Here is a 23,671-nt window from a genome sequence, read left to right as displayed (position 1 = left end):
CGACGCCGCACGCGCACTCCGCGGGCCCGGCACCCACCGCGGGGGCCGGGCCCGCGGCATCGAGGGGCTTCCCCGTGACCCGCGTAACATATACGATTTGATACACGACGCGGGTGACGCGCTTCACATGCACCCCTACACTCACGTCAAGACCAATCGGTCGGTAAATGCGCCGGCCCCGCCACTGGCACCCCACGGACTCCGGTCCGACGATCCTGGAGACCCCACATGGCATCCACCACCGCAGCGCCCGCGCAGGGCCACACCATGTCACGAGAAGAGCGCAAGGTCCTTGCGGGCACCCTCGTGGGCACCACCATCGAGTGGTACGACTTCTTCATCTATGCCCAGGCCGCCGCGTTCATCCTGGCCGCGCACTTCTTCAACCCGCTCGGGGCGGAGAACGCGCAGCTCGCGCAGGTTGTCTCGTGGGCCTCCCTGGGCATCAGCTTCCTGTTCCGCCCACTGGGTGCGATCGTGGCGGGGCACATCGGCGACCGCTTCGGCCGCAAGGTCACGCTTGTGATGACCCTGTTCGGCATGGGCGCGGCCACCACGTTGATCGGCCTGCTGCCCACCTACGAGAAGATCGGCATTGCCGCTCCGATCCTGCTGGTGCTGCTGCGCATCCTGCAGGGCTTCTCCGCCGGCGGTGAGTGGGGCGGCGCGGCCCTGATGTCCGTGGAGCACGCCCCCGTGAACAAGCGCGGACTCTTCGGCGCGTACCCGCAGATCGGCGTGCCGATCGGCATGCTCATGGCCACCCTGTTCATGTTCGGCCTGAGCACGGGGCTGACGCCCCAGCAGTTCGAGTCCTGGGGCTGGCGCGTGCCGTTCCTGTTCTCCATCGTGCTGATCTTCGTGGGCTGGCTCATCCGCCGCTCGGTGGACGAGTCCCCGGTGTTCCTGGAGATGCAGCAGCGCGCCAAGGAGTCCTCCGCGCCCCTCGGCCAGCTCTTCCGCAAGAACCCCCGCGAGGTCCTGCTCGCCGCGCTGATCTTCGCCGGCAACAACGCCGCGGGCTACCTGGTGATCGCGTTCTTCGCCTCCTACGGCACGAAGGTCCTGCACATGTCCCGGCCGGAGACCCTGGTCGCCTCCCTGGTGGGCGGCATCGGCTGGCTCATCTTCACCATGCTGGGCGGCTGGATGTCGGACAAGGTGGGACGCAGGCGCACGTTCATGATCGGCTACGGCATCATCATTGTGTGGGCCATCCCCATGTGGTGGCTGCTCAACACGGCCTCCCTGCCGCTGTTCGCCCTGGCCATCTTCATCCTCACCATCGGACTGGGCCCCTCCTACGGCCCCCAGTCCGCCATGTACGCGGAGATGTTCCCGGCCCGCGTGCGCTACTCGGGCGTCTCCATCGGCTACGCCCTCGGCTCCATCATCGGCGGCGCCTTCGCCCCCATGATCGCCGAGCTGCTGCTGGGGCGCACCGGGCAGGCCTGGACCATCGGCCTGTACATCGCCGCCCTGTCCCTGGTCTCCTTCATCGCCGTGTGCTTCGTGCGCAGCTCGGACCAGGGCAAGGACCTCCACGTGGCCGAGGTGCATGAGGAGTACGTCAAGTCCCACCCGGACGAGGTCGTCCCGCCGGTGGCCGGAGAGCCCGAGGGCGGCGCGGTGGCCGGCACCACCCGCCACTGACCCGCCCTCCCGCACCGACCGGTCGGCGGGACTCGGGGGCCGACCGGTCGGGGCACGGGCCCGGCATCCCCTCGGATGCCGGGCCGTGCGCGTGCCGACGGCAGCGTCGTCCATTGACGCAGCTCACACGATCGGCAAAAATTGCAGAGTACAAATCCAGGAACCACGCCAAGGAGACACCATGTCCGAGATGCCGCAAGCCTTCCTCGTCGGGGGAGCCCGCACCCCTGTGGGCCGTTACGGCGGGGCGCTGTCCTCCGTGCGTCCGGACGATCTCGCCGCCCTGTGCATCCGCTCCGTGGTGGAGGACTCCGGGATCGACCCCTCCCTCGTGGACGAGGTGATCCTGGGCAACGCCAACGGCGCGGGTGAGGAGAACCGCAACGTGGCCCGCATGGCGTGGCTGCTCAACGGCTACCCGGACACCGTTCCCGGGATCACGGTCAACCGGCTGTGCGCCTCGGGCATGTCCGCGATCACGATCGCCTCGCAGATGGTCAAGTCGGGTGCCGCGGACATCGTGGTGGCCGGCGGCGTGGAGTCCATGTCCCGCGCTCCGTGGGTCATGGAGAAGCCCGCCACCGCGTTCGCCAAGCCCGGCGAGGTCTACGACACCTCGATCGGCTGGCGCTTCCCCAACCCCGCGTTCCTGGACGGCCCGCTCTCCCGGGACGGCAAGATGACCTACTCCATGCCGGAGACCGCGGAGGAGGTCGCCCGCGTGGACGGCATCTCCCGCGAGGACGCGGACGAGTTCGCCGCGCAGTCCCACGAGAAGGCGCTCGCGGCCATCGCGGCGGGGCACTTCACGGACGAGATCGTCCCCGTGGAGGTCAGGGGCCGCAAGGGTGCGGTCACCGTGGTGGACACGGACGAGGGCCCCCGCGAGGGCTCCACCATCGAGGTGCTCGCCAAGCTGCGCCCGGTGGTCAAGGGCGGTTCCGTGGTCACCGCCGGCAACTCGTCCTCCCTCAACGACGGCGCCTCGGCCGTGATCGTGGCCAGCGAGCGCGCCGTGACCAAGTACGGTCTCACCGCCCGGGCCCGCGTGGTGGACGGCGCCTCCGCCGGTCTCGCCCCCGAGATCATGGGCCTGGGCCCGGTGCCCGCGTCCGAGAAGGTGCTCGAGCGCGCCGGCTGGTCCGTGGGGGACCTCGGCTCCGTGGAGATCAACGAGGCCTTCGCCACGCAGTCCCTCGGCTCCATCCGCCGCCTCGGCCTGGATCCCGAGATCGTCAACCGGGACGGCGGCGCCATCGCCCTCGGCCACCCGCTGGGCTCCTCCGGCTCGCGCATCGCGATCACGCTGATGGGCCGCATGGAGCGCGAGCGCACCGCCAAGGGCCTGGCCACCATGTGCATCGGCGTGGGTCAGGGCGCCGCCCTGCTGATCGAGCGGGTGTGATCCGGCCGTGACGGACACGAACCCCACGCACGACGACGCCGCACGCGAGCACCGCGCGGACGGCACCGCCGCGGCGTCGTCCTCCGCGAACGGGAGCGCGGCGGGCACCGCCACCGGCGGCTCCCCCTCGGCAGCCACCCCGGAGGGCCGGACCCCGGCCGGAACCCCCGCGTGGGCCGCGGACTTCGAGGCGCTGCGCGTGAGCCAGCGCCCGGACCGCCTGCACGTGGCCCTGGACCGCCCGGACGTGCGCAACGCGATCGACCAGGTCATGGTGGACGAGCTGCACACGGTGTGCGCGCACCTGGAGCGTGAGCCGAAGATCATGGTGCTCAGCGGCACCCGCGTGAACGGGAAAGGGATCTTCGCCTCCGGTGCGGACATCGCCCAGCTGCGCGAGCGGCGTCGTGAGGACGCCCTGCGCGGGGTGAACTCGCAGATCTTTGACCGGATCGCCAAGCTGCCCATGCCCGTGGTCGCGGCCCTGGACGGGTACGCCCTGGGCGGCGGCGCGGAGCTCGCGTGGGCCGCGGACTTCCGGATCGGCACGCCGCGTCTGAAGGTGGGCCAGCCGGAGACCGGGCTCGGCATCATCGCCGCGGCGGGAGCCCTGTGGCGGCTCAAGGAGCTCGCCGGGGAGGCCCTGGCCAAGGACATCCTGATGGCCGGGCGGATCCTCTCCGCGGACGAGGCCCTGCAGGCGCGCCTGATCACCGAGATCCACGAGCCGGACGAGCTGCTGGCCGCCGCGGACGCCCTCGCGGACCGGATCGCCGCGCAGGACCCCCTGGCCGTGCGGATCTCCAAGCGGGTCTTCGCCATGCCGCGCGAGGCACACCCCCACGTGGACGAGCTCGCGCAGGCCGTCCTGTTCGAGTCGCAGGCCAAGTTCGACCGCATGCAAGCGTTCCTGGACCGCAAGAAGGAGCCCACGAAATGACCGAGAAGACCACAGCTGCCGTGCCCGCCACCGTGGGTGTGCTCGGTGGTGGCCGCATGGGTGCGGGCATCGCCCACGCGTTCCTGATCGCGGGATCCCGCGTGACCGTGGTGGAGGTGGACGCCCCCGCCGCGGAGGCGGCGAAGGAGCGGGTGGAGTCCGACCTCGCCAAGTCCCTGGAGCGCGGGAAGATCGACGGCAACCTGGACGTGTGGACCGAGAACTTCGCGGTCAGCGTGGACTACGCGGACTTCGCCCAGTGCGAGCTGGTGGTCGAGGCCGTTCCCGAGATCTGGGACCTCAAGGTCTCCTCCCTGCAGAACGTGGAGGCCAACCTGCGTGAGGACGCGTGGCTCGCCTCCAACACATCGTCCCTGTCGATCGATGGGCTCGCCGCCGAGCTGCAGCGCCCCGAGCGCTTCTGCGGCATGCACTTCTTCAACCCGGTCCCGGCCTCCAAGCTCGTGGAGATCGTGGTGGGCGAGCGCACCGGTCAGGACATGCAGGATCTCACCGCGCAGTGGGTCGCAGGTCTCGGCAAGACCCCCGTGACCGTCAAGGACGCCCCCGGTTTCGCGTCCTCCCGCCTGGGAGTGGCACTGGGCCTGGAGGCCATTCGCATGGTCGAGGAGGGCGTGGCCTCCCCCGAGGACATCGACAACGCCATGGTGCTCGGCTACAAGCACCCGGTGGGTCCGCTCGCGCTCACGGACATCGTGGGCCTGGACGTCCGCCTGGGCATCGCGGAGTACCTGGAGAAGGAGCTCGGACCCCGTTTCGCTCCTCCGCAGCTCATGCGGGAGATGGTGGAGCGCGGTGAGCTGGGCAAGAAGTCCGGCAAGGGTTTCTACGACTACTCCTGACCCCGTGACCAGCGTCTGACCAGGTCAGAGGCATGTTGTGCGTTGCAGCCCGCCACCCGGGGACCCCGGGTGGCGGGCTTCTTCCGGTCACGATTCGATCACGAACGGTTGCACACGCAAATCGGATCCCGCAGGGTGGGTCATGTCCCACCTGGAGGATCCGGGCCCCCACCCGGAGGGGAGAAATGGGCCGGCGCCGGGGTTGGGACCCGGCGCGGGGAGAAGGGGAGAGAACCGGGGTTGGGACCCGGAGGGGGCGAAGACGAGCGGTCCGCGCAGCACTGCGTGGGCCGCTCGTTCTCGTGGCGCCGCTCTCGCCGCCAGGCGCTCCCCCGCTCGCCCCTCCCGTCTGCCGGTCGAGGTCACGATCCGATCACAGGGGGTTGCTATCGCAAACACGAGTCGGAATGGTGGTGCGTGCTCGACATGTCAGATGACTCCCGTTCGAGAGGTGATCGAGATGAAGTCCACCAAGACCCTGACACTGACGGCCGTGGTCGTGGCGGTCCCGATGCTCGTGGGATGCGGGCAGGGCGGGCAGTCCGCCGAGGCGAGCAGCCCGGCCGCGTCGCAGACGGAAGCCGCAGCGGCGTCGTCCGCACCGGCCAGTTCCGCCGCCACGACCCCCGGGGGCGACGCCGCCAGCTCGCCCGCCGCGACCACCGCGCCGTCCGCGAGCGGGGCGCCCGGTTCCGGCTCCACGCTGCCCACTGTGAAAGACCCGTGCGCCGGTGTGTGCGATGAGGCCGCCCGCGTGAAGGTGGAGCACCCCGCGTTCGGCCCCATGGAGATCGTGGCCTACACGCTGACCACCGTGCCGGACACCGCCCCGCAGGGCAAGCGCCCCAGCTACGCCGTGTACCAGGACGGCCACGCGGTGGGGTACGCGTCGCCCCCGGAGAAGACCACCGTGGTGTCGTTCGGCCCCGAGCCCGTGATCGGGGACCAGATGTGGGGAGTGAACCCCAAGCATCCGGTGGACAAGTACGGCAACGTCTACTTCTCGGACAGCATGGGCGTCACGGTGATCAGCCCCACCGAGAGGGGCTACGACTCCCACGGCACGCTGCCCGGGTCGGTGAAGCCGGGGTTCCCGTTCCAGAGCGCGGGCGCGAGCATCGACCCCGCCGGGGAACCCACCGTGACCCAGAAGGTTCTGGGCAAGGACCACGTGTACACCGGCGAGACGGTGAAGTGGACGTGGAACGGCTCCCAGTTCGTGGTCAAGAAGTAGCCCGCAATCCGGCCGCCGGCGCCCGACCCGGATGACGAGAGGAGCGGTCCCGCTGCGGCGGGGCCGCTTCCCGTGTGCGCGAGGGCCAGGGTGCTCGGCGGTCATCCCGCCCCTCGAGAAGAACCGGTCACGATCCGGTCACGGCCGGTTGCAATAGCAAATCATCTGGCGGAGGGTGGAGGCACTGGCGATCACAGAGATCTCCGCAGCCGAGAGGTGATTGAGATGCGCTCCACGAAGACCAAGACGCTGACCGCCGCCGTCCTGGCCACCCCGCTGCTCCTGGGGTGCGCCCAGGGAAGCGACCCCTCGCAGGCCGCCGACACCGCGTCGTCGCCCGCCGCGAGCACCGCCGCCTCGGCGAGCAGCACCCCGAGCGCCGTGCCGAGCACCCAGGCGGCGAACCAGAGCGAGGGGACCCAGAGCGCGGTGCACACGGCACCGGCGCAGTCGGCGCAACCGTCCTCGAGCACCGCCCCCATCCGCTCCACACTTCCCGCCGTTGAGGACCCCTGCGCCGGGGTGTGCACCGCGACGGGGCGGTTCCAGATGAACCACCCCGCGTACGGGTCCATGGAGGTCGTGTCCTACGAACGTGTGACCCACGCCGACACCGCACCCCAGGGCAAGCAGCCCAGCTTTGCGGTCTACCAGGGCAACACCCCCGTGAATACGAGGTCAACCGGGATGCAACCACCCTGGTGTCGTTCGGACCGGCCCCCGTGATCGGGGACCAGGTGTGGGACGTGGCAGGAGGCACCCCGGTGGACAAGTACGGCAACCTGTACCTCAGTTCCGGCGAGGGTGTCACGGTGATCTCACCCACTGACGAGGGCTACTCGTCCAACGGCACCATCCCCGAGGCGAACGTCATCACGCCGTACCCGACCAACCCGGCGGGGCTGACGATCGATGCCTCCGGCGAGCCCACCATCCTCATCAAGGACGTGGCCCCTGGTGGGGCACCGAACGGGAAGACCCTGGAGTACATCTGGAACGGTTCCACGTTCGTGCTGAAGAAGTAGGCACGGTTGGCTTCCTACGTACAGCACGGGCGCGCCCCCTCGGGGGCGCGCCCGTGCTGCGTGCTCGGCAACGGAACTGCGCCCGCGGCGCGAGTGCTCCCGGCTCCGGCCCGGGGGCCGGATCCACCTCGTCGACGCCGCGGCAGGCCGCGCGCGAGGCAGCGTCCCCGAGCACCCAGCCGCAGAGAACGACGACGCCGCGCTGAGGGATCTGCGCCCGCACCGGGCTCGGGGGTCAGCGCTCCACGAGGATCCCGTCCTCGTCCGCCCACAGGGTCTTGCCGGGGCGGAAGGTCACGCCGCCGAAGTTGAGGATCACGTCCGTCTCCCCGAAGTCGTTGGGGGAGGACTTGCGGGGGTTGGTGCCCAGCGCCTTGACGCCGATCTCCAGGGTGCCGAGCTCCACCCGGTCCCGCACGGGGGCGTTGATCACCAGACCGGCCCAGCCGTTCTGCATGGCGGTGCGGGCCACGTTGTCGCCCAGCAGCGCGCAGTTCATGGAGCCCTGCCCGTCCACCACGAGCACCGCGCCCTCACCAGGGGTGGCCACCAGCTTCTTGACGTCCACGTTGGACTCGAAGCAGCGCACCGTGCGGATGGGGCCGGTGAACCGGTGGACACCGCCCACCGAGATGAACTGGGTGGTCACGGACTGCAGCTCGTCGCCGCGCTCGTCGTAGAGGTCGCACGTGGAGATGCTCATGGGACTGGCCTTTCGTCTCGAACGGGGCCGCGCGGCGTCGTCGTCCCCCGGGGGCGGTCCGGTGGTGGCGGGCCCCACGGCGCCCCGGGACGGGGCATCCACGGGCACGCGGACGGCAGGCTACGCGGCAGTAGGAACGTGATGGACGTTACGCGAGGTCCGCATCCAGTTCAACGGTGGGCGCGTGGCGCTGCAGGAAGCGGAACACCTCGGTCTCGTCCACACCGGGGAACGCGCCCGCGGGCATGGCCGCGAGCATGTGGGTGGCCGGGCGCGCCGAGGGCCAGGCCTGTCCCTCCCACTGGTCCGCGAGAGCCGGGGAGGGCTGCTGGCAGCACGCGGGGTCCGGGCACGTGGAGGTGCGGCGGTAGTCGGCGGCGCGGCCGCGGAACCACTTGACGTGCTCGTAGGGGACCCCGAAGGAGATGGAGAACTCGCCGTGCTCGGAGCCCTCCACACGCGCCGAGCACCAGTACGTGCCGTGCGGGGTGTCCGTGTACTGGAAGTGGGACAGCAGCCGGTTGGTGCCCGAGAACGCCTGGCGCGCGGAGAAGAACCGGCACGCGCGCTGGCCCTCCACGGCACCGCTGTGGTCGGTGGGGAACTGCAGGCCGTCGTTCTGCCACGCCTTGTGGATGATCCCGGAGGAGTGCACCTTCTCGAAGTGCGTGGGGATGTCGAAGTGGTGGGTCATCAGGTTGGTCATCCGGTGCGCGGCGGTCTCGTGGGACACCGCGAACGCGTCACGGAGGTCATCCACGGACAGCTCCCGCTGGGACTTGGCGCGGGCGAGCAGGTCCACGGCAGAGGCCTCCGGGATCATCAGCGCCGCGGCGAAATAGTTGGTCTCCACGCGCTGCTCCAGGAACTCGCCGTAGTCCGCCGGCCGGCGGTGCTCCAGCAGGTGGTGCCCCACGGCCTGCAGCAGCACGGACCACGGGGAGCCCGCCCCGGCGGAGGTGGGCAGGTAGAACCGCCGGTTGCGCAGGTCCGTGACGGAGCGCGTGGAGTGCGGCAGGTCCGGGACCTGGTGGATCTCGAAGCCCACGTGCTCCACGAGCCGGGAGATGTGGTGCTCGGACAGCGGCCCGCCCGTGTGCTTGATCGCGGCCAGCAGCTCCGCGGCCATGGTCTCGATGCGCTCGAAGTAGTTGTTCACGCCCTGCATCCGCGCGCGCAGCTGGGTGTTGGCGCGCCGGGCCTCCTCCGGGGTGGCGGCCTGCTCCTCCAATCGCTGGCCGAGCTGCTGCTGCAGGGCCGCGAGCGCCTCGAGCGTCTCGGTGCTCATGCCCGGGCCCACGCGCACGGTGGGCAGCCCGAGGGCCGCGTACATGGGTCCGCGCTGCACCCGCTCCACCTGGATCTCCAGCTCCATGCGGCGGGACGGCGCCTTGGACCCGAGCAGCTGCTCCACACCCATGTCTAGCGCGCCGGCCAGGGCCGAGAGGGTGCTGAGCTTGGGCTCGCGCTTGCCGTTCTCGATCAGGGACAGCGCACTGGGCGCGATGCCCACCGTGCGCGCGAGCTCCTCCAGGGTGATGCGCAGCCGCTTGCGGCGGTACCGGATGCGGCGCCCCAGCACGATCGGGTCCGTGGGGTCCCCCGCCTCCTCCGGCGGCACCGGGGCCTGCGTGCGCCCGCCCGCACCGGTTCCCGCTCCGGCGCGTGCGCCCCGCAGGCCGTCGCGGGCCCCGGAGGACGACGCCGCGGCGCCGACTGTCCCGCGCTCGGCACCCCTGCCGTCCCGGCCGATGGAGGCCGCCGAGGAGGTCCGCGCGCCCGCGGTGCCGCGCACGGCGGGGGTTGTCCGCCCGGAGGTGTCCGCGGGGGTGCGCCCGGCGGTGGCCGCGGAGCTCGTGGGTCCGGCTGCGGAGGGGGAGGGAGCGGCATCGGCGGTGCGACGCCGTCTGCGGGGGCCTGTGGTCGGGGTCATACCCCGAGTTTAAAACCAATTTTCTCAGACGTGAAGAAACACGATTCTTCACCTGGAAAACCCCTTTGCAGGGGTGCAGATCGCGGCAAAAGTAGAACACATCAAGTTACCCGTGCGGAGCTTCCATTCAGGCCGCCGGCTCGAACGATCAAAGGAGACCGAGATGAGCAACGAGAACAGCAACCTCCGCAGCGCCGCCGAACTGGCCCGTGACTGGGAGGAGAACCCGCGCTGGGCGGGTGTGACCCGTGACTACGCGCCCGAGGAGGTCCTGCGTCTGCAGGGCTCCTTTCGAGAAGAGCACACCAACGCCCGCCGCGGGGCGGAGCGCCTCTGGTACCTGCTCAACTCGGAGGATTACATCAATGCTCTGGGCGCTCTGACCGGCAACCAGGCGGTCCAGCAGGTCAAGGCGGGCCTGAAGGCCATCTACCTCTCCGGCTGGCAGGTGGCCGGTGACGCCAACCTGGCGGGCCAGACCTACCCGGACCAGTCCCTCTACCCGGCGAACTCGGTTCCCCAGGTGGTGCGCCGGATCAACAACGCGCTCAAGCGTGCGGACCAGATCGAGCACGCCGAGGACGTCCACACCGTGGAGAACTGGATGGCGCCGATCGTCGCGGACGCGGAGGCCGGCTTCGGCGGACCGCTCAACGCGTTCGAGCTCATGAAGTCCATGATTGACGCCGGTGCGGCGGGTGTGCACTGGGAGGACCAGCTGGCCTCCGAGAAGAAGTGCGGCCACCTGGGCGGCAAGGTGCTGATCCCCACCCAGCAGCACATCCGCACCCTCAACGCGGCCCGCCTCGCGGCGGACGTGGAGGACGTGCCCAGCATCATCATTGCCCGCACGGATGCCGAGGCGGCCACCCTGATCACCTCGGACATCGACGAGCAGGACGCCGAGTTCATCACCGGCGAGCGCACCGCGGAGGGCTTCTACAAGGTCCGCAACGGCATCGAGCCCTGCATCGCCCGAGCCAAGGCGTACGCGCCGTACTCCGACCTCATCTGGATGGAGACCGGCACCCCGGACCTCGAACTCGCCAAGCAGTTCGCGGAGGCCGTCCACGAGGAGTTCCCGGACCAGATGCTGGCGTACAACTGCTCGCCGTCCTTCAACTGGAAGAAGCACCTGGACGACGACACCATCGCCAAGTTCCAGCGCGAGCTGGCCGCCATGGGCTTCCGCTTCCAGTTCATCACCCTGGCGGGCTTCCACGCCCTGAACTACTCGATGTTCGACCTGGCACACGGCTACGCCCGCAACCAGATGAGCGCGTACGTGGAGCTGCAGGAGCGGGAGTTCGCCGCCGAGGAGCGCGGCTACACCGCCACCAAGCACCAGCGCGAGGTGGGCACCGGCTACTTCGACCTGGTCTCCCAGGTGGTCAACCCGAACTCCTCCACCATCGCGCTCAAGGGCTCCACCGAGAGCGCTCAGTTCTGAGCCGCCCGGCGGCCACGGACTGATCCGGACCCGCGGGGGTCGCAGCACGGTCATTGGGGCCTTTGACTTCGCACCCCGACCCCCGCGTTCACCTCGTCCGCTCCGAGGGGCTCCTCAGCCCTCCCGCGGACGACCAAGCGCCCCGGCACCGCAACCCTGCGGCGCCGGGGCGCTTGACGTGTGCCCGGTTTCAGGAGCTCGGCGCGTCCTTGAGGAAGTTGGTGATCCGCACCGTGCACAGCCGGCGGCCGGTGTCGATGTGCGTGATGACCACCTCGTGGCTGGTCATGGTGCGGCCCAGCCGGATGGCGGTGGCCACGCCGCGCACCCGTCCGCTCGTGGCGGAGGCGTGGTGGGTGGCGTTGATGTCCACACCCACGGCCACCTTGCCCATGGTGGAGCCGTGGATCACCGCGGCCCACGAGCCCAGCATCTCCCCGAGCGCCACGGACGCCCCGCCGTGCAGCAGCCCCAGGGACTGCCGGTTTCCCGCCACGGGCATGGTGGCCACGATCCGCTCGGCGGACTGCTCCTCCACCTCCACACCCATCTTTCGGTCCAGCTCGCCCAGCTCGATGTTCCAGGGGTCGAACGCCCTGCCCTTCTGCTCGTCCGACGACGCCGCGCGCCGCTCGTTCTCCACGCGTGCGTCCGCGGGGGTGGGGTCCTCGTGCATATCTGCTCCTTCGTTCCGCGTCTCTCGTCGTTGTCGAGTCGCTGTCGTCATCGGCCTCTGCCGTTGCTGGCCTCCGCGTCGTCACGGGCCCACCGGGCCCACGACGCCGCCCGGGTGCGTTGCGCAGGAAAGGCCGCCGAGCGGCGTCGTGAGCGGTCAACCCGGGTGACGGCCATGGTGTGCCTGTGTGACCTAGGTTATCCTGGGGGCAATACTGACCGATCGTTCGGCTAACGGCCGCGACAGTCCGGAGGACCCCGCGTGAGCACCCAGAACCAGGCAATCGACACCCCGCAGCCGCAGATCCTGCCCAGCTTCGTGAAGGGTGCCTGGTGGCGCCCGGAGAACCCGCAGAGGGTCGCAGACGTGTGCAATGCCACCACCGGCGAGCTCGTGGCGCGCGTGAGCACGGACGGGATCGACACCGCCGGGGCCGTGGAGTACGCGCGCACCGTGGGGCAGGCCTCGCTCGGGCAGCTGCGCATCCACGACCGCGCGCTGATCCTCAAGCAGCTGGCCCAGTACCTCGGGGAGCACAAGGAGGAGCTGTACGAGATCTCCTACGCCACGGGTGCCACGGCCAAGGACCACCTGATCGACATCGACGGCGGCATCGGCACGCTGTTCACGTTCTCCTCCAAGGGGCGCCGCGAGCTGCCCAACGCGAACGTGATCGTGGACGGCGCCGTGGAGCAGCTCTCCCGGGACGGCTCGTTCCTGGGCGAGCACATCTACACCCGGCTGCCCGGCGCGGCCGTGCAGATCAACGCGTTCAACTTTCCCGCGTGGGGCATGCTCGAGAAGTTCGCGCCCGCGTTCATCGCCGGGGTGCCCACCATTGTGAAGCCCGCGACCCCCACCGGGTACGTGACCGAGGCGTGCGTGCGGCTCATGCTGGACTCCGGGCTGCTGCCGGAGGGTTCCCTGCAGCTCATTTCCGGCTCCGCCCGGGACCTGCTGGACCACCTGGACGCCCGGGACCACGTGGCGTTCACCGGTTCCGCCGCCACCGCCCGGTCCCTGCGCGCGCACAGCCACGTGCAGGAGAAGGGCGTGCGCTTCACCGCGGAGACCGACTCCCTCAACGCCGCCATCATGGCCCCGGACGTCACCGAGGACTCCCCCGAGTTCGAGGCGTTCGTGAAGTCCGTGGTCCTGGAGATCACCGCCAAGGCCGGTCAGAAGTGCACGGCCGTCCGCCGCGTGATCGTCCCGCAGGAGATCAAGCCGGCCGTGGTCGCGGCCCTGAAGGAGCGCGTCGCGCAGCGCGGCGTGGTGGGCGATCCCCGGGACCCCGCCACCACCGTGGGCCCGCTCGCGTCCGAGGACCAGGCCTCCGAGGTGCTGCGCTCCGTGCGCACCCTGATTGACGCCGGAGCCACGGTGGAGCTGGGCGGGCCCGAGGAGCTGTCCTCCGTGCCCCAGGACGGCGCGTTCTTCCCCGTCACCCTGCTCTCGTTCGACGACGCCCGCACCCCCGCCGTGCACGAGGTCGAGGCGTTCGGCCCGGTCACCTCCGTGCTCGGCTACTCGGGTGACGTGGCGGACGCCGTGGAGATCGCCGCCCTGGGCGGCGGTTCCCTGGTGGCCACCGTGTGCACCCACTCCCCCGAGCTCGCCGCGCAGTTCGCGTCCGGGATCGGCGCCCACCACGGGCGCGTGCTGTTCCTGGACCGCGACGACGCCAGGACCTCCACCGGTCACGGCTCGCCCGTGCCCCACCTGGTGCACGGCGGACCCGGCCGTGCCGGCGGCGGCGAGGAGCTGGGCGGCGTGCGCGCCGTGAAGCACTACATGCAGCGCACCGCCGTGCAGGGCTCCCCGGACCTGCTCACCGGCATCACCGGTCAGTGGCACTGGGGTGCCACCGCCAACACCGTGACCCGCGAGGACGTGGAGAACGGCACGGGCGAGCACCCCTTCCGCAAGTCCCTGGAGACCCTGCGGATCGGGGACCAGTTCATCTCGGACCTGCGCACCGTGAAGCTCGACGACATCCTGGAGTTCGCGGACAAGACCGGGGACACCTTCTACGCGCACACGGACGAGGAGGCCGCCACGGCCAACCCGTTCTTCCCGCGCCGCGTGGCCCACGGCTACCTGCTGGTCTCCTGGGCCGCGGGGCTCTTCGTGGAGCCCGCCCCGGGGCCCGTGCTCGCCAACTACGGGCTGGAGAACCTGCGCTTCATCACCCCGGTGACCTACGACGACGCCATCCGCGTGACCCTGACCGCCAAGAAGATCACCCCGCGTGTCACGGACGAGTACGGCGAAGTGGCGTGGGACGCCCGCCTGACCAACCAGAAGGACGAGATCGTGGCCACCTACGACGTCCTCACCCTGGTGGCCAAGCAGTGGCCCGTGCGGGAGGCCTGAGCCCCAGCGCGGGTTCCGCTGACACACCGGACCGCACCTGAACGCTGAGGCCCCGCGACGACGCGTCGCGGGGCCTCAGCGTGTGCCGACGGCCGCCGCGCGTGCACTGCCGGGCAGCCTTCCTGGCGGGCGGGCCCGCTCAGCGCATGATCGCGAGCGTGGTGCAGCCCAGGTCCGGGGTGGGGCGGAAGCCCAGGGAGCGGTAGAGCGCAACCACGTGGCTGTTCCCAGCGGCGTCGTCCGTGGTGATGTAGACCTGGCGGATGTGGGGCGTCTCGGCCAGCACCTCGGTGAGCAGCGCGCGTCCGATGCCCTGGCGCTGGTGGGTCGGGTGCACCAGAAGGTCCTGGATGTAGGCAACCGTCACTCCATCGCCGACGACCCGGACCAGGCCCACCAGCTCCCCCGCGTCCCAGGCGGAGATGACCAGCCACGCGTTGCGGATCATGGGCCCGAAGTCCTCGGGGCGCCGCGTGTAGGAGCTCCACCCCACGGCGTCGTACAGCCGGATCAGTGCCGCGGAGTCGATATCTCGAAAACGGGAGATGTCCATGAGCTCACCCTAGGCGGGTGCGGGCACCTGCCCTCGGTGGGAGCGCGGACTACGCCCGCAGACCCGCGAAGACCATGGTCACCACGGTTGCGGCCAGCTGGTCCACCGTGCCGGAGCGCCCGGGCTGGTACCAGTCCACGATCGAGTTGACCATCCCCAGCATCAGCCGCGGCGCGGACTTCCCGGAGATGTCCGAGCGCAGCTCGCCCAGTTCCTGGGCCTCACGCACCAGGTCCTCCAGGTTGCGGGTCAGGGTACGACGCCGCTGCAGCGCCGCCTCCTCGACCTCCGAGTTCCCCCGCAGCCGCAGCAGCAGCGTCACGTAGGGCATCTGCGCCACGAGCACCCGCACGGAACCGTCCAGGATCCGTTCGAGCTTGACCACGGGACCGCTGTCGCTCGCCAGGACCTCCGCGAACACCGCCTCGAGGGCGTCCAGGGCACGGTCCAGGGCCTGCCCCAGGATCTCCTCCTTGGACTCCACGTGGTGGTAGATCGCGGACTTGGAGATCCCCAGGTGCTTGGACAGCATCCCCATGGACGTGGCGTCGTAGCCGTAGCGGTTGAACACGTCCACGCACACGGACAGCAGGGTCTCGCGGTCGTAGCCGGGACGGCCGCGCCGGGGTGCGGCAGCGGCGTCGTCGGCGGTGGCGGTGCGCTCGGGGGACATGGGAGTGGGCCTCGATCTTCCGGGGGACGGGATGTTCAGATTACCGGCTCGTCACCCGGCACCCGCCCCGCGGACGACCGGCGGCACCACGCGGGCTACTTGTCGCGGCGGTCGTACACGCGGCGCAGCTTGCCCGAGGAACGCTCCAGGGTGCCGGGCTCCGCGATGTCGATGGCCGCGCTGGAACCGATCTTGGTCTTGATCTCGTGCTGCAGCGCGCGCCCGGCCTCCTGGGCCTCCTCCACCGTGGCGTCCTCGCGGCGCTCGATGTGGATGGTCATCTGGTCCATGCGGTTCGGCCGGGTGATCTCCAGCGTGAAGTGCGGGGACAGCGCCGGGATCTTCAGCGCGAGCTCCTCGATCTGGGACGGGAAGAGGTTCACGCCGCGCAGGATGATCATGTCGTCCGAGCGGCCCGTGATGCGGCCCATGCGGCGGTGCCCGGGACGCGCGGTGCCCGGGAGCAGACGGGTGAGGTCGTGGGTGCGGTAGCGGATGATCGGCAGCGCCTGCTTGGTCAGGGCCGTGAACACCAGCTCTCCGGGGCGGCCCGTGGGCAGCACGGTGTCGTCGAACGGGTCGATGATCTCCGGGCGGAAGTGGTCCTCCCAGATGTGCGAGCCGTCCTTGGTCTCGGAGGACTCGCCGGCCACGCCGGGGCCCATGACCTCGGACAGCCCGTAGATGTCGCACGCGGTGATGTCGAAGGTCTTCTCGATCTCGTGGCGCATCTCCTCGGTCCACGGCTCCGCACCCAGAACAGCGTGCTTGAGGGACGTCTCCCGCGGGTCGAAGCCCAGCTTGCGGAACCCGTCCGCAATGGTGAGCAGGTAGGTGGGCGTGGAGAGAATGGCCTCGGGCTCGAAGTCCCGGATCAGCTGCACCTGCTTCTCGGTCTGTCCGCCGGACATCGGGATCACGGCGCAGCCCAAGCGCTCCGCGCCGTAGTGGGCGCCCAGGCCACCGGTGAACAGGCCGTAGCCGTACGCGTTGTGCACCTTGTCCCCCGGCTTGATCCCGGACATCCGGAAGCAGCGGGCCACCAGGGAGCCCCAGGTGAGCAGGTCGTCCTCGGTGTAGGCCACCACGGTGGGCTGGCCTGTGGTGCCCGACGACGCGTGGATCCGGCGGATCTCGGACATCGGCGTGGCGAAGGACTTGAACGGGTAGGCCTTCCGCAGGAACTCCTTGTCCGTGTACGGGAACTTGGCCAGGTCCTCCAGCTCGCGGAAGTCGTCCGGGTGCACGCCGTGCTCGTCGAAGAGCTCCTTGTACGCGGGGACGTTCTCGTACGCGTAGTGCAGGGTCCAGTTCAGCCGCTCGGTCTGCAGGGCCTCGATCTGGTCCCGGCTCATCAGCTCCTCGGGATCCGGCTGGGTCGGATCCTGCGAGGCCTCGGGCCGGTACGGGTTGGGGGCGGAGCACGACGTCATGGGATTCACGCTTTCTGGCGAAGGGGCACGGTGCGGCTGCGACCGCGGAACTGGGCGATCACGTCCCCTTCCTGGGTGGTGACGGTGATGTCGCACAGGCCGCTGCGTCCGGTGGTGGCGATCTGGCGGCCCTCCGCCACCAGGGTCTGACCGGGCTGTGCAGAGCTGAGGAAGTTGATGTCCACGCCCTGCGCCACCGTCATGGAGGTGCCGTCGGGGTCGGGGTCGTTGCAGGTCATGGCGAAGCAGGAGTCGGCCAGGGCGAAGATCATGCCGCCGTGGGCGATCCCGAAGCCGTTGAGCATCTCGTCGCGCACGAGCATGGAGATCACGCAGTGCCCGGGGTCAGCACGCTGCACGGTGATGCCCAGCCACTCGGAGGCTCGATCCCCCGTGAGCACCGGATGATGTGGCACCGGGGAGCTCCTTCCGATTTTCAGAACGATCGGTCAGTAGACAACCGCGAATTGTGACGTGTGTCAACCAGTCCCCGCTCCGTTGCAGCGCCGTCACCGTTGACGCACCCCCTGACCGGGGGCGGAAGATGTGTTGACGGCCACGCTGGGGGTCTATATTCTGAACGAGCGGTCGGTTATTATCGTCGGCAGCGTACAGAGTTCATCCTCCGCTCCCATCTCACCCGTGAACCGAGGACACACCATGACTGAGCAGACCACCACTGCGGACCAGGCGACCACCGCCGAGCAGCAGCACTTCGACCACCTCCTCAGCGAGGACTCCCGCGTGGAGCCCCGCGACTGGATGCCCGAGGCCTACCGGAAGAGCCTGACCCGCCAGGTCTCCCAGCACGCGCACTCCGAGATCATCGGCATGCAGCCGGAGGCCAACTGGATCACCCGCGCCCCGAGCCTCAAGCGCAAGGCCGTGCTGATGGCCAAGGTCCAGGACGAGGCCGGCCACGGGCTGTACCTCTACTCCGCCGCGGAGACCCTGGGCACTCCCCGCTCCGTGCTCAACGAGCAGCTGCTCAGCGGCAAGGCCAAGTACTCCTCGATCTTCAACTACCCGGCCCGCACGTGGGCCGACATGGGTGCGATCGGCTGGCTCGTGGACGGCGCCGCGATCTGCAACCAGGTCCCGCTGTGCCGTGCCTCCTACGGCCCCTACGGCCGCGCGATGGTGCGCATCTGCAAGGAGGAGTCCTTCCACCAGCGCCAGGGCTGGGAGATCCTCTACGAGCTCTCCCACGGCACCGAGGCCCAGAAGCAGATGGCGCAGGACGCCGTGAACCGCTTCTACGGCCCCGCCCTGCAGATGTTCGGCCCCCCGGACGCCGACTCCCCCAACTCCCAGCAGTCCATGGAGTGGAACATCAAGCGCTTCTCCAACGACGAGCTGCGCCAGCGCTTCGTGGACATGATCGTCCCGCAGGCCGAGGCCCTGGGCCTGACCCTGCCGGACCCGGACCTGAAGTGGAACGAGGAGCGCGGGCACTACGACTACGGCCAGCTGGACTGGAACGAGTTCATGTCCGTGATCAAGGGCTCCGGGCCCTGCAACGTCCAGCGCATGAAGCGCCGCCGTGAGGCGCACGCCAACGGCGCGTGGGTGCGCGAGGCCGCCGAGGCCTACGCCCAGCGACAGGCGCGCGAGGCCGCGGAGGCTGCGGCGTCGTCGTCCCAGGAGGACGCGAACGAGGACTTCACCGTCATGGCGGGCCGCGGCTCCGCCGAGCTGATCGGAGCGTGAGCATGAGCGAGAACCAGAACGGCAACTGGCCCCTGTGGGAGGTCTTCGTGCGCTCCTCGCGCGGGCTGTCCCACGTGCACGCGGGCTCGCTGCACGCCCCGGACGCCACCATGGCCGTGCGCAACGCGCGTGACCTCTACACCCGGCGCAACGAGGGCACGAGCGTGTGGGTGGTCCCCGCGGACGCCATCACCGCCTCGGACCCGGATTCCAAGGGCGGCTACTTCGAGTCCGCGCAGGGCAAGAGCTACCGCCACGCCACGTACTACACCAAGAGCGAAGGGGTGAAGCACCTGTGAGCGCGTTCGCCTCCCACGACTCCGCCACCAAGCAGTCCGCGGGCGTCGCCATCACCGCCGAGGACATCGCGGAGACCGGCGGAAGGGCCCCCGAGGCCGTGGCCCAGTACGCGCTGCGGCTCGGCGACGACGCCCTGATGCTGTCCCAGCGTCTGGGCTGGTGGATCTCGCGGGCACCCGAGCTCGAGGAGGACATCGCGCTGGGCAACATCGCGCTGGACCTCATCGGCCACGCCCGGTTCCTGCTGACCTACGCGGGCTCCGCGTGGGGCAAGACCGAGGACGAGCTCGCGTACTTCCGCAACGAGGAGGAGTTCCGCTCCGTGCGCCTCGTGGAGCAGGAGAACGGGGACTTCGGCCAGACCATCGCGCGTCAGCTGCTGTTCTCCTTCTACCAGTACGAGCTCTACTCCGCGCTGCAGTCCTCCACGGACCAGACCCTTGCAGCGATCGCCGACAAGGCCCTCAAGGAGGTGGAGTACCACCAGGACCACGCGGCCCAGTGGATCCTGCGCCTGGGCCTCGGCACCGAGGAGTCCAAGCGGCGCATCCAGGACGGGCTCTACTACATGTGGCCCTACCTGGACGAGCTGTTCGCGGACGAGCCGCTGCACGACGAGCTCGAGGGCGTGGCCGTGCGCCCCTCCACGCTGCGCGAGCGGACCATGGACCGCGTGACCGCGCTGCTGGCCGAGGCCGAGCTCGAGGTCCCCAACGTGGCCCAGGCCCGGCTCTCCGCGGAGCCCCGTGACGGCGCGTATTCCGAGTACCGCGGGTACATCCTCGCCGAGATGCAGTGGCTCGCCCGCCAGCATCCCGGCGCCACGTGGTGAGTTCCGTGTTCTCCCGCGTTCCGCCCCGTTCCCTGCCGCCCACCGGTGGCGTGGCACCCCGTGAGGTCCCCCTGGGGCCCTCGCAGCGCCCGGACGACCCGGCCGACGCCGCCCTGTGGGACGTCGCCGCCACCGTGTGCGACCCCGAGATCCCCGTGCTCACCCTCGAGGACCTCGGGGTGCTGCGGGACGCCGTGGCCGGGCAGGACGAGACGGTGGTGGTGATCACCCCCACCTACTCCGGGTGCCCCGCCATGGACACCATGGCCGCGGACCTCGAGGCGGCCGTGACCGCCGCCGGCTACGAGAACGTGCGCGTGGTGCAGGTGCTGCGCCCGGCGTGGACCACGGACTGGATGTCCGCCGAGGGCCGCGCCAAGCTCAACGAGTACGGCATCGCGCCTCCCACCGGGCGCACCGCCGCCGGTCACAACTCCGGGCCCGTGCGGCTGAGCCTGGCCGTGAAGTGCCCGCGCTGCGAGTCCCTGCGCACCCACGAGATGACCCGCTTCGGGTCCACGTCCTGCAAGGCCCTGTGGGTCTGCGACGACTGCAAAGAACCCTTCGACTACTTCAAGGTGCACTGATCATGAGCGAAACCGCGGACACCTCCACGCTGGAGGACGCCACCGAGGCCAGCGCGGGCGGCGGCAGGCGCCGTGCCGTGTTCAACACCCTCACGGTCTCCGAGGTGCGCAAGCTGACCTCCGACTCCGTGGAGGTCACGTTCGACGTGCCCGAGGACCTCGTGGCGGGCTACGACTACCTCCCGGGTCAGTACGTGGCCATCCGCGCGCAGATCAACGGCCACGAGGTGCGCCGGTCCTACTCCATCTGCGCCGATCCCACCCCCGGTGAGATCCGCGTGGCCATCAAGAAGGACATGGGCGGCGTGTTCTCCACGTGGGCCAACGAGCAGCTGGCCGCCGGGGACACCCTGGACGTGATGAACCCGCAGGGCGCGTTCACCTCCAAGGTCAACATCACCTCCATGAACGACCCCGAGAAGCTCGCGGAGAAGGAGGTGGCCAAGAAGCGCAACGTGCACCTGGTCGCCTTCGCCGCCGGTTCCGGGATCACCCCCATCATGGCGATCGCCCGCGCCCTGCTGCGCGCATCGGACACCGCCCAGATGGACGTGATCTACGCGAACCGCTCCTCCATGGACGTGATGTTCGCCGAGGAGCTGGGCGACCTCAAGGACAAGTACCCCGCGCGCCTGGCCGTGCACCACGTGCTGTCCCGCGAGCAGCGGATCTCGCCGCTGATGTCCGGGCGGATCGACCACGACAAGCTCGAGGAGCTGCTGGACCGCGTGATCCAGGTGGACTCCGCGGACGAGTGGTTCCTGTGCGGCCCGTTCGAGCTCGTGCAGCTGTGCCGGGACGTGCTCAAGGAGCGCGGCGTGGACGAGTCCCGCGTGCGCTTCGAGCTGTTCACCACGGGCAAGCCCACCGCACCCCAGGGCCAGCAGGGCCGCCCCGTCGTGGCCGACCCCAAGGGCGAGAACTACACGATCGTCTTCAACCTGGACGGCACCTCAGCCCAGGTGGAGTCCCCCAAGTCCGCCGCGGAGACCGTGCTCAACGCCGCACTGCGCGTGCGCCCGGACGTCCCCTTCGCATGCGCCGGCGGCGTCTGCGGCACGTGCCGCGCCAAGGTCACCAGGGGCGAGTTCGAGATGGAGGAGAACTTCGCGCTCGAGAAGGACGAGGTGGACGCCGGCTACGTGCTCACGTGCCAGACCCGCCCCACCTCGGACGAGCTCGCCGTGGACTTCGACGCCTGACCCACCCCTCTGACGACGACGCCGCACCGGCACCCGGGCGGCGTCGTCGCCGTACCTGCCCGCTCGCGTGGTGCGCGCACCGTGCGGACGCGGCGCGTATGCGGCTGCCATGCGGTGTCGGTGCGCGGGCCTGCTGAGCCGGAACGACGCCGCCCTGTCAGCCAGCGCCCACCGCACCCCGCCGAGACCCCAACCCCGAGGAGAACACCGTGATCGACCTGACCATCGAGGACGAGATTGCCCACGTGGTGCTCAACGCACCCCAGAAGATGAACTCGCTGGACGTCTCCGCGCTGCGCGGGCTGACGGATGCCTACACCGAGGCGGAGGCGGCCGGTGTGCGGGCGCTGCTGCTCACGGGTGAGGGCCGGGGCTTCTGCGCGGGCCGGGACATCTCCGGGGTGGATCCGGCCACGGACGACACCGAGGGCTACCTCACCGGCACCCTGCAACCCCTGCTGCAGCGGATGTCCGCGTTCCCCGCGCCCACGTTCGCGGCGGTGCAGGGGGCGTGCCTGGGTGTGGGGCTGGGCCTGGCGATCGCCACGGACGTGGTCTACGTGGCGGAGAACGCCAAGATCGGGTCCCCCTTCGCGAATCTCGGGGCCACGCTGGACTCCGGCGGGCACGCGCTGTTCACCGAGCGACTGGGGGCCCACCGCACGCTGGACCTCATCTACACCGCCGAGCTCATGAGCGGCGCGGAGGCCGTGGCGTCCGGTCTGTTCTCCCGCGCGGTGCCCGCGGAGGAGCTCATGGACTTCACGCTCACGCGGGTGCGCCGTGCCGCCGACGGGGCCACGCAGGCGTTCGTGGCGTCCAAGGAGCTCGTGGCACAGATCCGGGACCAGCGGATCGGGCTGTGGGAGTCCATGGCCGCGGAGAACGCCGCGCAGACCGCCCTGTGCGCCACTGCCGACTACCGCGAGGGCTTCAAGGCTTTCCAGGAGAAGCGCAAGCCGGAGTTCACCGGCAAGGGCTGAGTGCGGGCCACCCCCGAAACGTCCCCGGAGCAGGCCCGGGCACCTCTGGAGCAGGCCCGGGCATCCCTGGACGCCCGGTGCATGTGCTCCGTTAGTGCAGAAATCCGGCGCCCATACTGCGTTTGCTCCGCCAATGCACACCGTGTGCGGCGGTGCGGGCACGCCCCGGGGTGGCTGCCGTGTCCTACGCTGAACTCCATGGCCGCCACCCGAGACAGTGAGACCGCACGGCGTTCCTCGGGGCGCACGGACCAGCCCCTCGAGGACGAGCTGGTCGAGGGGTTCAAGAACACCGTCCAGGAGGGCACGGACCGGTTGCACCGCACGTGGCGGGCACTGGTGGTCACCGGGCTGTTCGGCGGGATCGACGTGGGTCTCGGCATCATGGCCATGCTCGCCGTCATGGATGCCACCGGCTCCAAACTGCTGGCGGGAACGGCGTTCGGCATCGGGCTGCTGGCCCTGCGCCTGGCCCACTCCGAGCTGTTCACGGAGGACTTCCTGCTGCCCATCAACGCGGTGGTGGCCGGGCACGGCACCTGGTGGACACTGCTGCGGCTGTGGGTCGTGATCCTGGTGACCAACCTGGTGGGCGGGTGGGCGTTCATGTGGGTGGTGGTTGCCGCGTTCCCGGACTTCTCCGCCACGCTCGTGGAGGTGGCCACCGGGTACGTCTCGGACGGCTTCGGCACGGAGACCGTGTGCCTCGCACTGCTGGCCGGGTCCACCATCACCCTGATGACCCGCATGCAGCAGGGCACGAACAGCGACATGATGACCGCCGTGATCTCCCTGATCGGCGGTTTCCTGGTGGTGGGCCTCGGCATGCTCCACGGAGCGCTGAACTCGATCGTGATCTTCGGAGCCATGCACGCCGGGTGGGACTACTCCTACCTGGACTGGCTCGGCTGGTTCGCGTGGGTCATCCCGTTCAACATGCTGGGCGGGCTCGCGATCATCTCGCTCCCCCGCCTGGTCCGCACGTGGGAGCTGCTCATGGCCGAGCGCCGCGGGGAGAAGATCTCGGACGCGGAGCCCGCGGAGGCCTGACCAGCCCCGTCCCGGCCGGCGCGGTGAGGCCCTCCACAGCAACCGTCCCCAGGAAAAAGTGCAGTTTTTGCCACATCTCACCCCCTGAGC

General features: G+C 70.0%; 23 protein-coding genes. 16 read left to right on the top strand and 7 right to left on the bottom strand.

The features are described 5' to 3' along the window. Positions 1-228 precede the first annotated feature (228 nt). The 7 genes from DNL27_RS01795 to DNL27_RS12325 all read left to right on the top strand — a co-directional run bounded on the left by DNL27_RS01795 (position 229) and on the right by DNL27_RS12325 (position 7,120). Entirely contained in the window at positions 229-1,653 is a 1,425-nt protein-coding gene (locus DNL27_RS01795; RefSeq protein WP_112234530.1) for an MFS transporter, read from the top strand. Positions 1,654-1,834: 181 nt separating this feature from the next. After that, entirely contained in the window at positions 1,835-3,058 is a 1,224-nt protein-coding gene (locus tag DNL27_RS01790; protein ID WP_058955156.1) for a thiolase family protein, read from the top strand. A gap of 7 nt (positions 3,059-3,065) precedes the next feature. After that, positions 3,066-3,998: an enoyl-CoA hydratase/isomerase family protein gene (locus tag DNL27_RS01785; protein WP_239494412.1), complete on the top strand. Its 933-nt coding sequence runs from the start codon at positions 3,066-3,068 to the stop codon at positions 3,996-3,998. Continuing rightward, positions 3,995-4,861 (top strand): 3-hydroxyacyl-CoA dehydrogenase family protein, encoded by an 867-nt coding sequence (locus DNL27_RS01780; protein ID WP_012397302.1) that lies wholly within the window; start codon positions 3,995-3,997, stop codon positions 4,859-4,861. The genes DNL27_RS01785 and DNL27_RS01780 overlap by 4 nt, the downstream gene beginning before the upstream one ends. A 433-nt stretch (positions 4,862-5,294) precedes the next feature. Beyond that, on the top strand, positions 5,295-6,095 hold the full coding sequence (locus DNL27_RS01775) for a hypothetical protein (RefSeq protein WP_112234529.1): 801 nt from the start codon (positions 5,295-5,297) through the stop codon (positions 6,093-6,095). Between the two features lie 225 nt (positions 6,096-6,320). Continuing rightward, positions 6,321-6,821: a hypothetical protein gene (locus DNL27_RS12330; protein WP_162627087.1), complete on the top strand. Its 501-nt coding sequence runs from the start codon at positions 6,321-6,323 to the stop codon at positions 6,819-6,821. Next, on the top strand, positions 6,818-7,120 hold the full coding sequence (locus DNL27_RS12325) for a hypothetical protein (protein ID WP_162627086.1): 303 nt from the start codon (positions 6,818-6,820) through the stop codon (positions 7,118-7,120). The genes DNL27_RS12330 and DNL27_RS12325 overlap by 4 nt, the downstream gene beginning before the upstream one ends. Before the next feature lie 235 nt (positions 7,121-7,355). Here the strand turns inward: DNL27_RS12325 and rraA are convergent, their stop codons facing one another. Both rraA and DNL27_RS01755 read right to left on the bottom strand, forming a co-directional pair. Beyond that, on the bottom strand, positions 7,356-7,823 hold the full coding sequence (gene rraA, locus DNL27_RS01760; protein ID WP_012397298.1) for a ribonuclease E activity regulator RraA: 468 nt from the start codon (positions 7,821-7,823) through the stop codon (positions 7,356-7,358). Positions 7,824-7,971: 148 nt separating this feature from the next. Next, on the bottom strand, positions 7,972-9,756 hold the full coding sequence (locus DNL27_RS01755) for a helix-turn-helix domain-containing protein (protein ID WP_239494411.1): 1,785 nt from the start codon (positions 9,754-9,756) through the stop codon (positions 7,972-7,974). 163 nt (positions 9,757-9,919) lie between these two features. Here DNL27_RS01755 and aceA point away from each other — a divergent pair, with 163 nt between their 5' ends. After that, positions 9,920-11,206, top strand: a complete 1,287-nt coding sequence (aceA, locus tag DNL27_RS01750) for an isocitrate lyase (protein ID WP_012397296.1) — start codon at positions 9,920-9,922, stop codon at positions 11,204-11,206. A gap of 190 nt (positions 11,207-11,396) precedes the next feature. On the opposite strand, the gene DNL27_RS01745 is transcribed toward aceA, so the two are convergent. Then, positions 11,397-11,882 (bottom strand): hotdog fold thioesterase, encoded by a 486-nt coding sequence (locus tag DNL27_RS01745; protein ID WP_204360317.1) that lies wholly within the window; start codon positions 11,880-11,882, stop codon positions 11,397-11,399. Between the two features lie 261 nt (positions 11,883-12,143). Between DNL27_RS01745 and paaZ the strand changes: the two genes are divergently transcribed. Continuing rightward, entirely contained in the window at positions 12,144-14,258 is a 2,115-nt protein-coding gene (gene paaZ / locus DNL27_RS01740; protein WP_112234526.1) for a phenylacetic acid degradation bifunctional protein PaaZ, read from the top strand. 139 nt (positions 14,259-14,397) lie between these two features. On the opposite strand, the gene DNL27_RS01735 is transcribed toward paaZ, so the two are convergent. The 4 genes from DNL27_RS01735 to DNL27_RS01720 form a co-directional block, all read right to left on the bottom strand. Then, positions 14,398-14,811: a GNAT family N-acetyltransferase gene (locus tag DNL27_RS01735; RefSeq protein WP_012397293.1), complete on the bottom strand. Its 414-nt coding sequence runs from the start codon at positions 14,809-14,811 to the stop codon at positions 14,398-14,400. A gap of 49 nt (positions 14,812-14,860) precedes the next feature. Beyond that, positions 14,861-15,484 (bottom strand): TetR/AcrR family transcriptional regulator, encoded by a 624-nt coding sequence (locus DNL27_RS01730; RefSeq protein WP_012397292.1) that lies wholly within the window; start codon positions 15,482-15,484, stop codon positions 14,861-14,863. A gap of 95 nt (positions 15,485-15,579) precedes the next feature. Next, on the bottom strand, positions 15,580-16,917 hold the full coding sequence (locus tag DNL27_RS01725) for a phenylacetate--CoA ligase family protein (RefSeq protein WP_204360316.1): 1,338 nt from the start codon (positions 16,915-16,917) through the stop codon (positions 15,580-15,582). A gap of 5 nt (positions 16,918-16,922) precedes the next feature. Next, positions 16,923-17,333, bottom strand: a complete 411-nt coding sequence (locus DNL27_RS01720) for a hotdog fold thioesterase (RefSeq protein WP_012397290.1) — start codon at positions 17,331-17,333, stop codon at positions 16,923-16,925. Positions 17,334-17,577: 244 nt separating this feature from the next. On the opposite strand from DNL27_RS01720, the gene paaA reads away from it, so the two are divergent. From paaA to DNL27_RS01685, 7 genes are all read left to right on the top strand, one after another. Continuing rightward, on the top strand, positions 17,578-18,627 hold the full coding sequence (gene paaA, locus DNL27_RS01715; RefSeq protein WP_112234524.1) for a 1,2-phenylacetyl-CoA epoxidase subunit PaaA: 1,050 nt from the start codon (positions 17,578-17,580) through the stop codon (positions 18,625-18,627). A gap of 2 nt (positions 18,628-18,629) precedes the next feature. Next, entirely contained in the window at positions 18,630-18,926 is a 297-nt protein-coding gene (gene paaB, locus DNL27_RS01710) for a 1,2-phenylacetyl-CoA epoxidase subunit PaaB (RefSeq protein WP_012397288.1), read from the top strand. Beyond that, a complete protein-coding gene (paaC, locus tag DNL27_RS01705; RefSeq protein ID WP_012397287.1) occupies positions 18,923-19,759 on the top strand; it encodes a 1,2-phenylacetyl-CoA epoxidase subunit PaaC in 837 nt (278 codons plus the stop codon). Before paaB ends, paaC begins: the two co-directional genes overlap by 4 nt. Positions 19,760-19,809: 50 nt before the next feature. Continuing rightward, positions 19,810-20,346, top strand: coding sequence for a 1,2-phenylacetyl-CoA epoxidase subunit PaaD (paaD, locus tag DNL27_RS01700; protein WP_012397286.1), 537 nt, complete (start codon positions 19,810-19,812; stop codon positions 20,344-20,346). Between the two features lie 2 nt (positions 20,347-20,348). After that, positions 20,349-21,548 carry a 1,2-phenylacetyl-CoA epoxidase subunit PaaE gene (paaE, locus tag DNL27_RS01695; protein ID WP_112234523.1) on the top strand — a complete coding sequence of 400 codons (1,200 nt, stop codon included), beginning with the start codon at positions 20,349-20,351 and terminating at the stop codon, positions 21,546-21,548. A 209-nt stretch (positions 21,549-21,757) separates the two neighbouring features. Further along, positions 21,758-22,531 (top strand): enoyl-CoA hydratase/isomerase family protein, encoded by a 774-nt coding sequence (locus DNL27_RS01690; RefSeq protein ID WP_012397284.1) that lies wholly within the window; start codon positions 21,758-21,760, stop codon positions 22,529-22,531. A gap of 198 nt (positions 22,532-22,729) precedes the next feature. After that, positions 22,730-23,581: a formate/nitrite transporter family protein gene (locus DNL27_RS01685; RefSeq protein WP_041297256.1), complete on the top strand. Its 852-nt coding sequence runs from the start codon at positions 22,730-22,732 to the stop codon at positions 23,579-23,581. Positions 23,582-23,671: the final 90 nt, after the last annotated feature.

Source organism: Kocuria sp. BT304, from assembly GCF_003290245.1.
Lineage (GTDB): Bacteria > Actinomycetota > Actinomycetes > Actinomycetales > Micrococcaceae > Kocuria > Kocuria rhizophila_A.
Note: the sequence above shows the minus strand (reverse complement) of the source record. Positions and strands in the feature narration are given on the sequence as shown.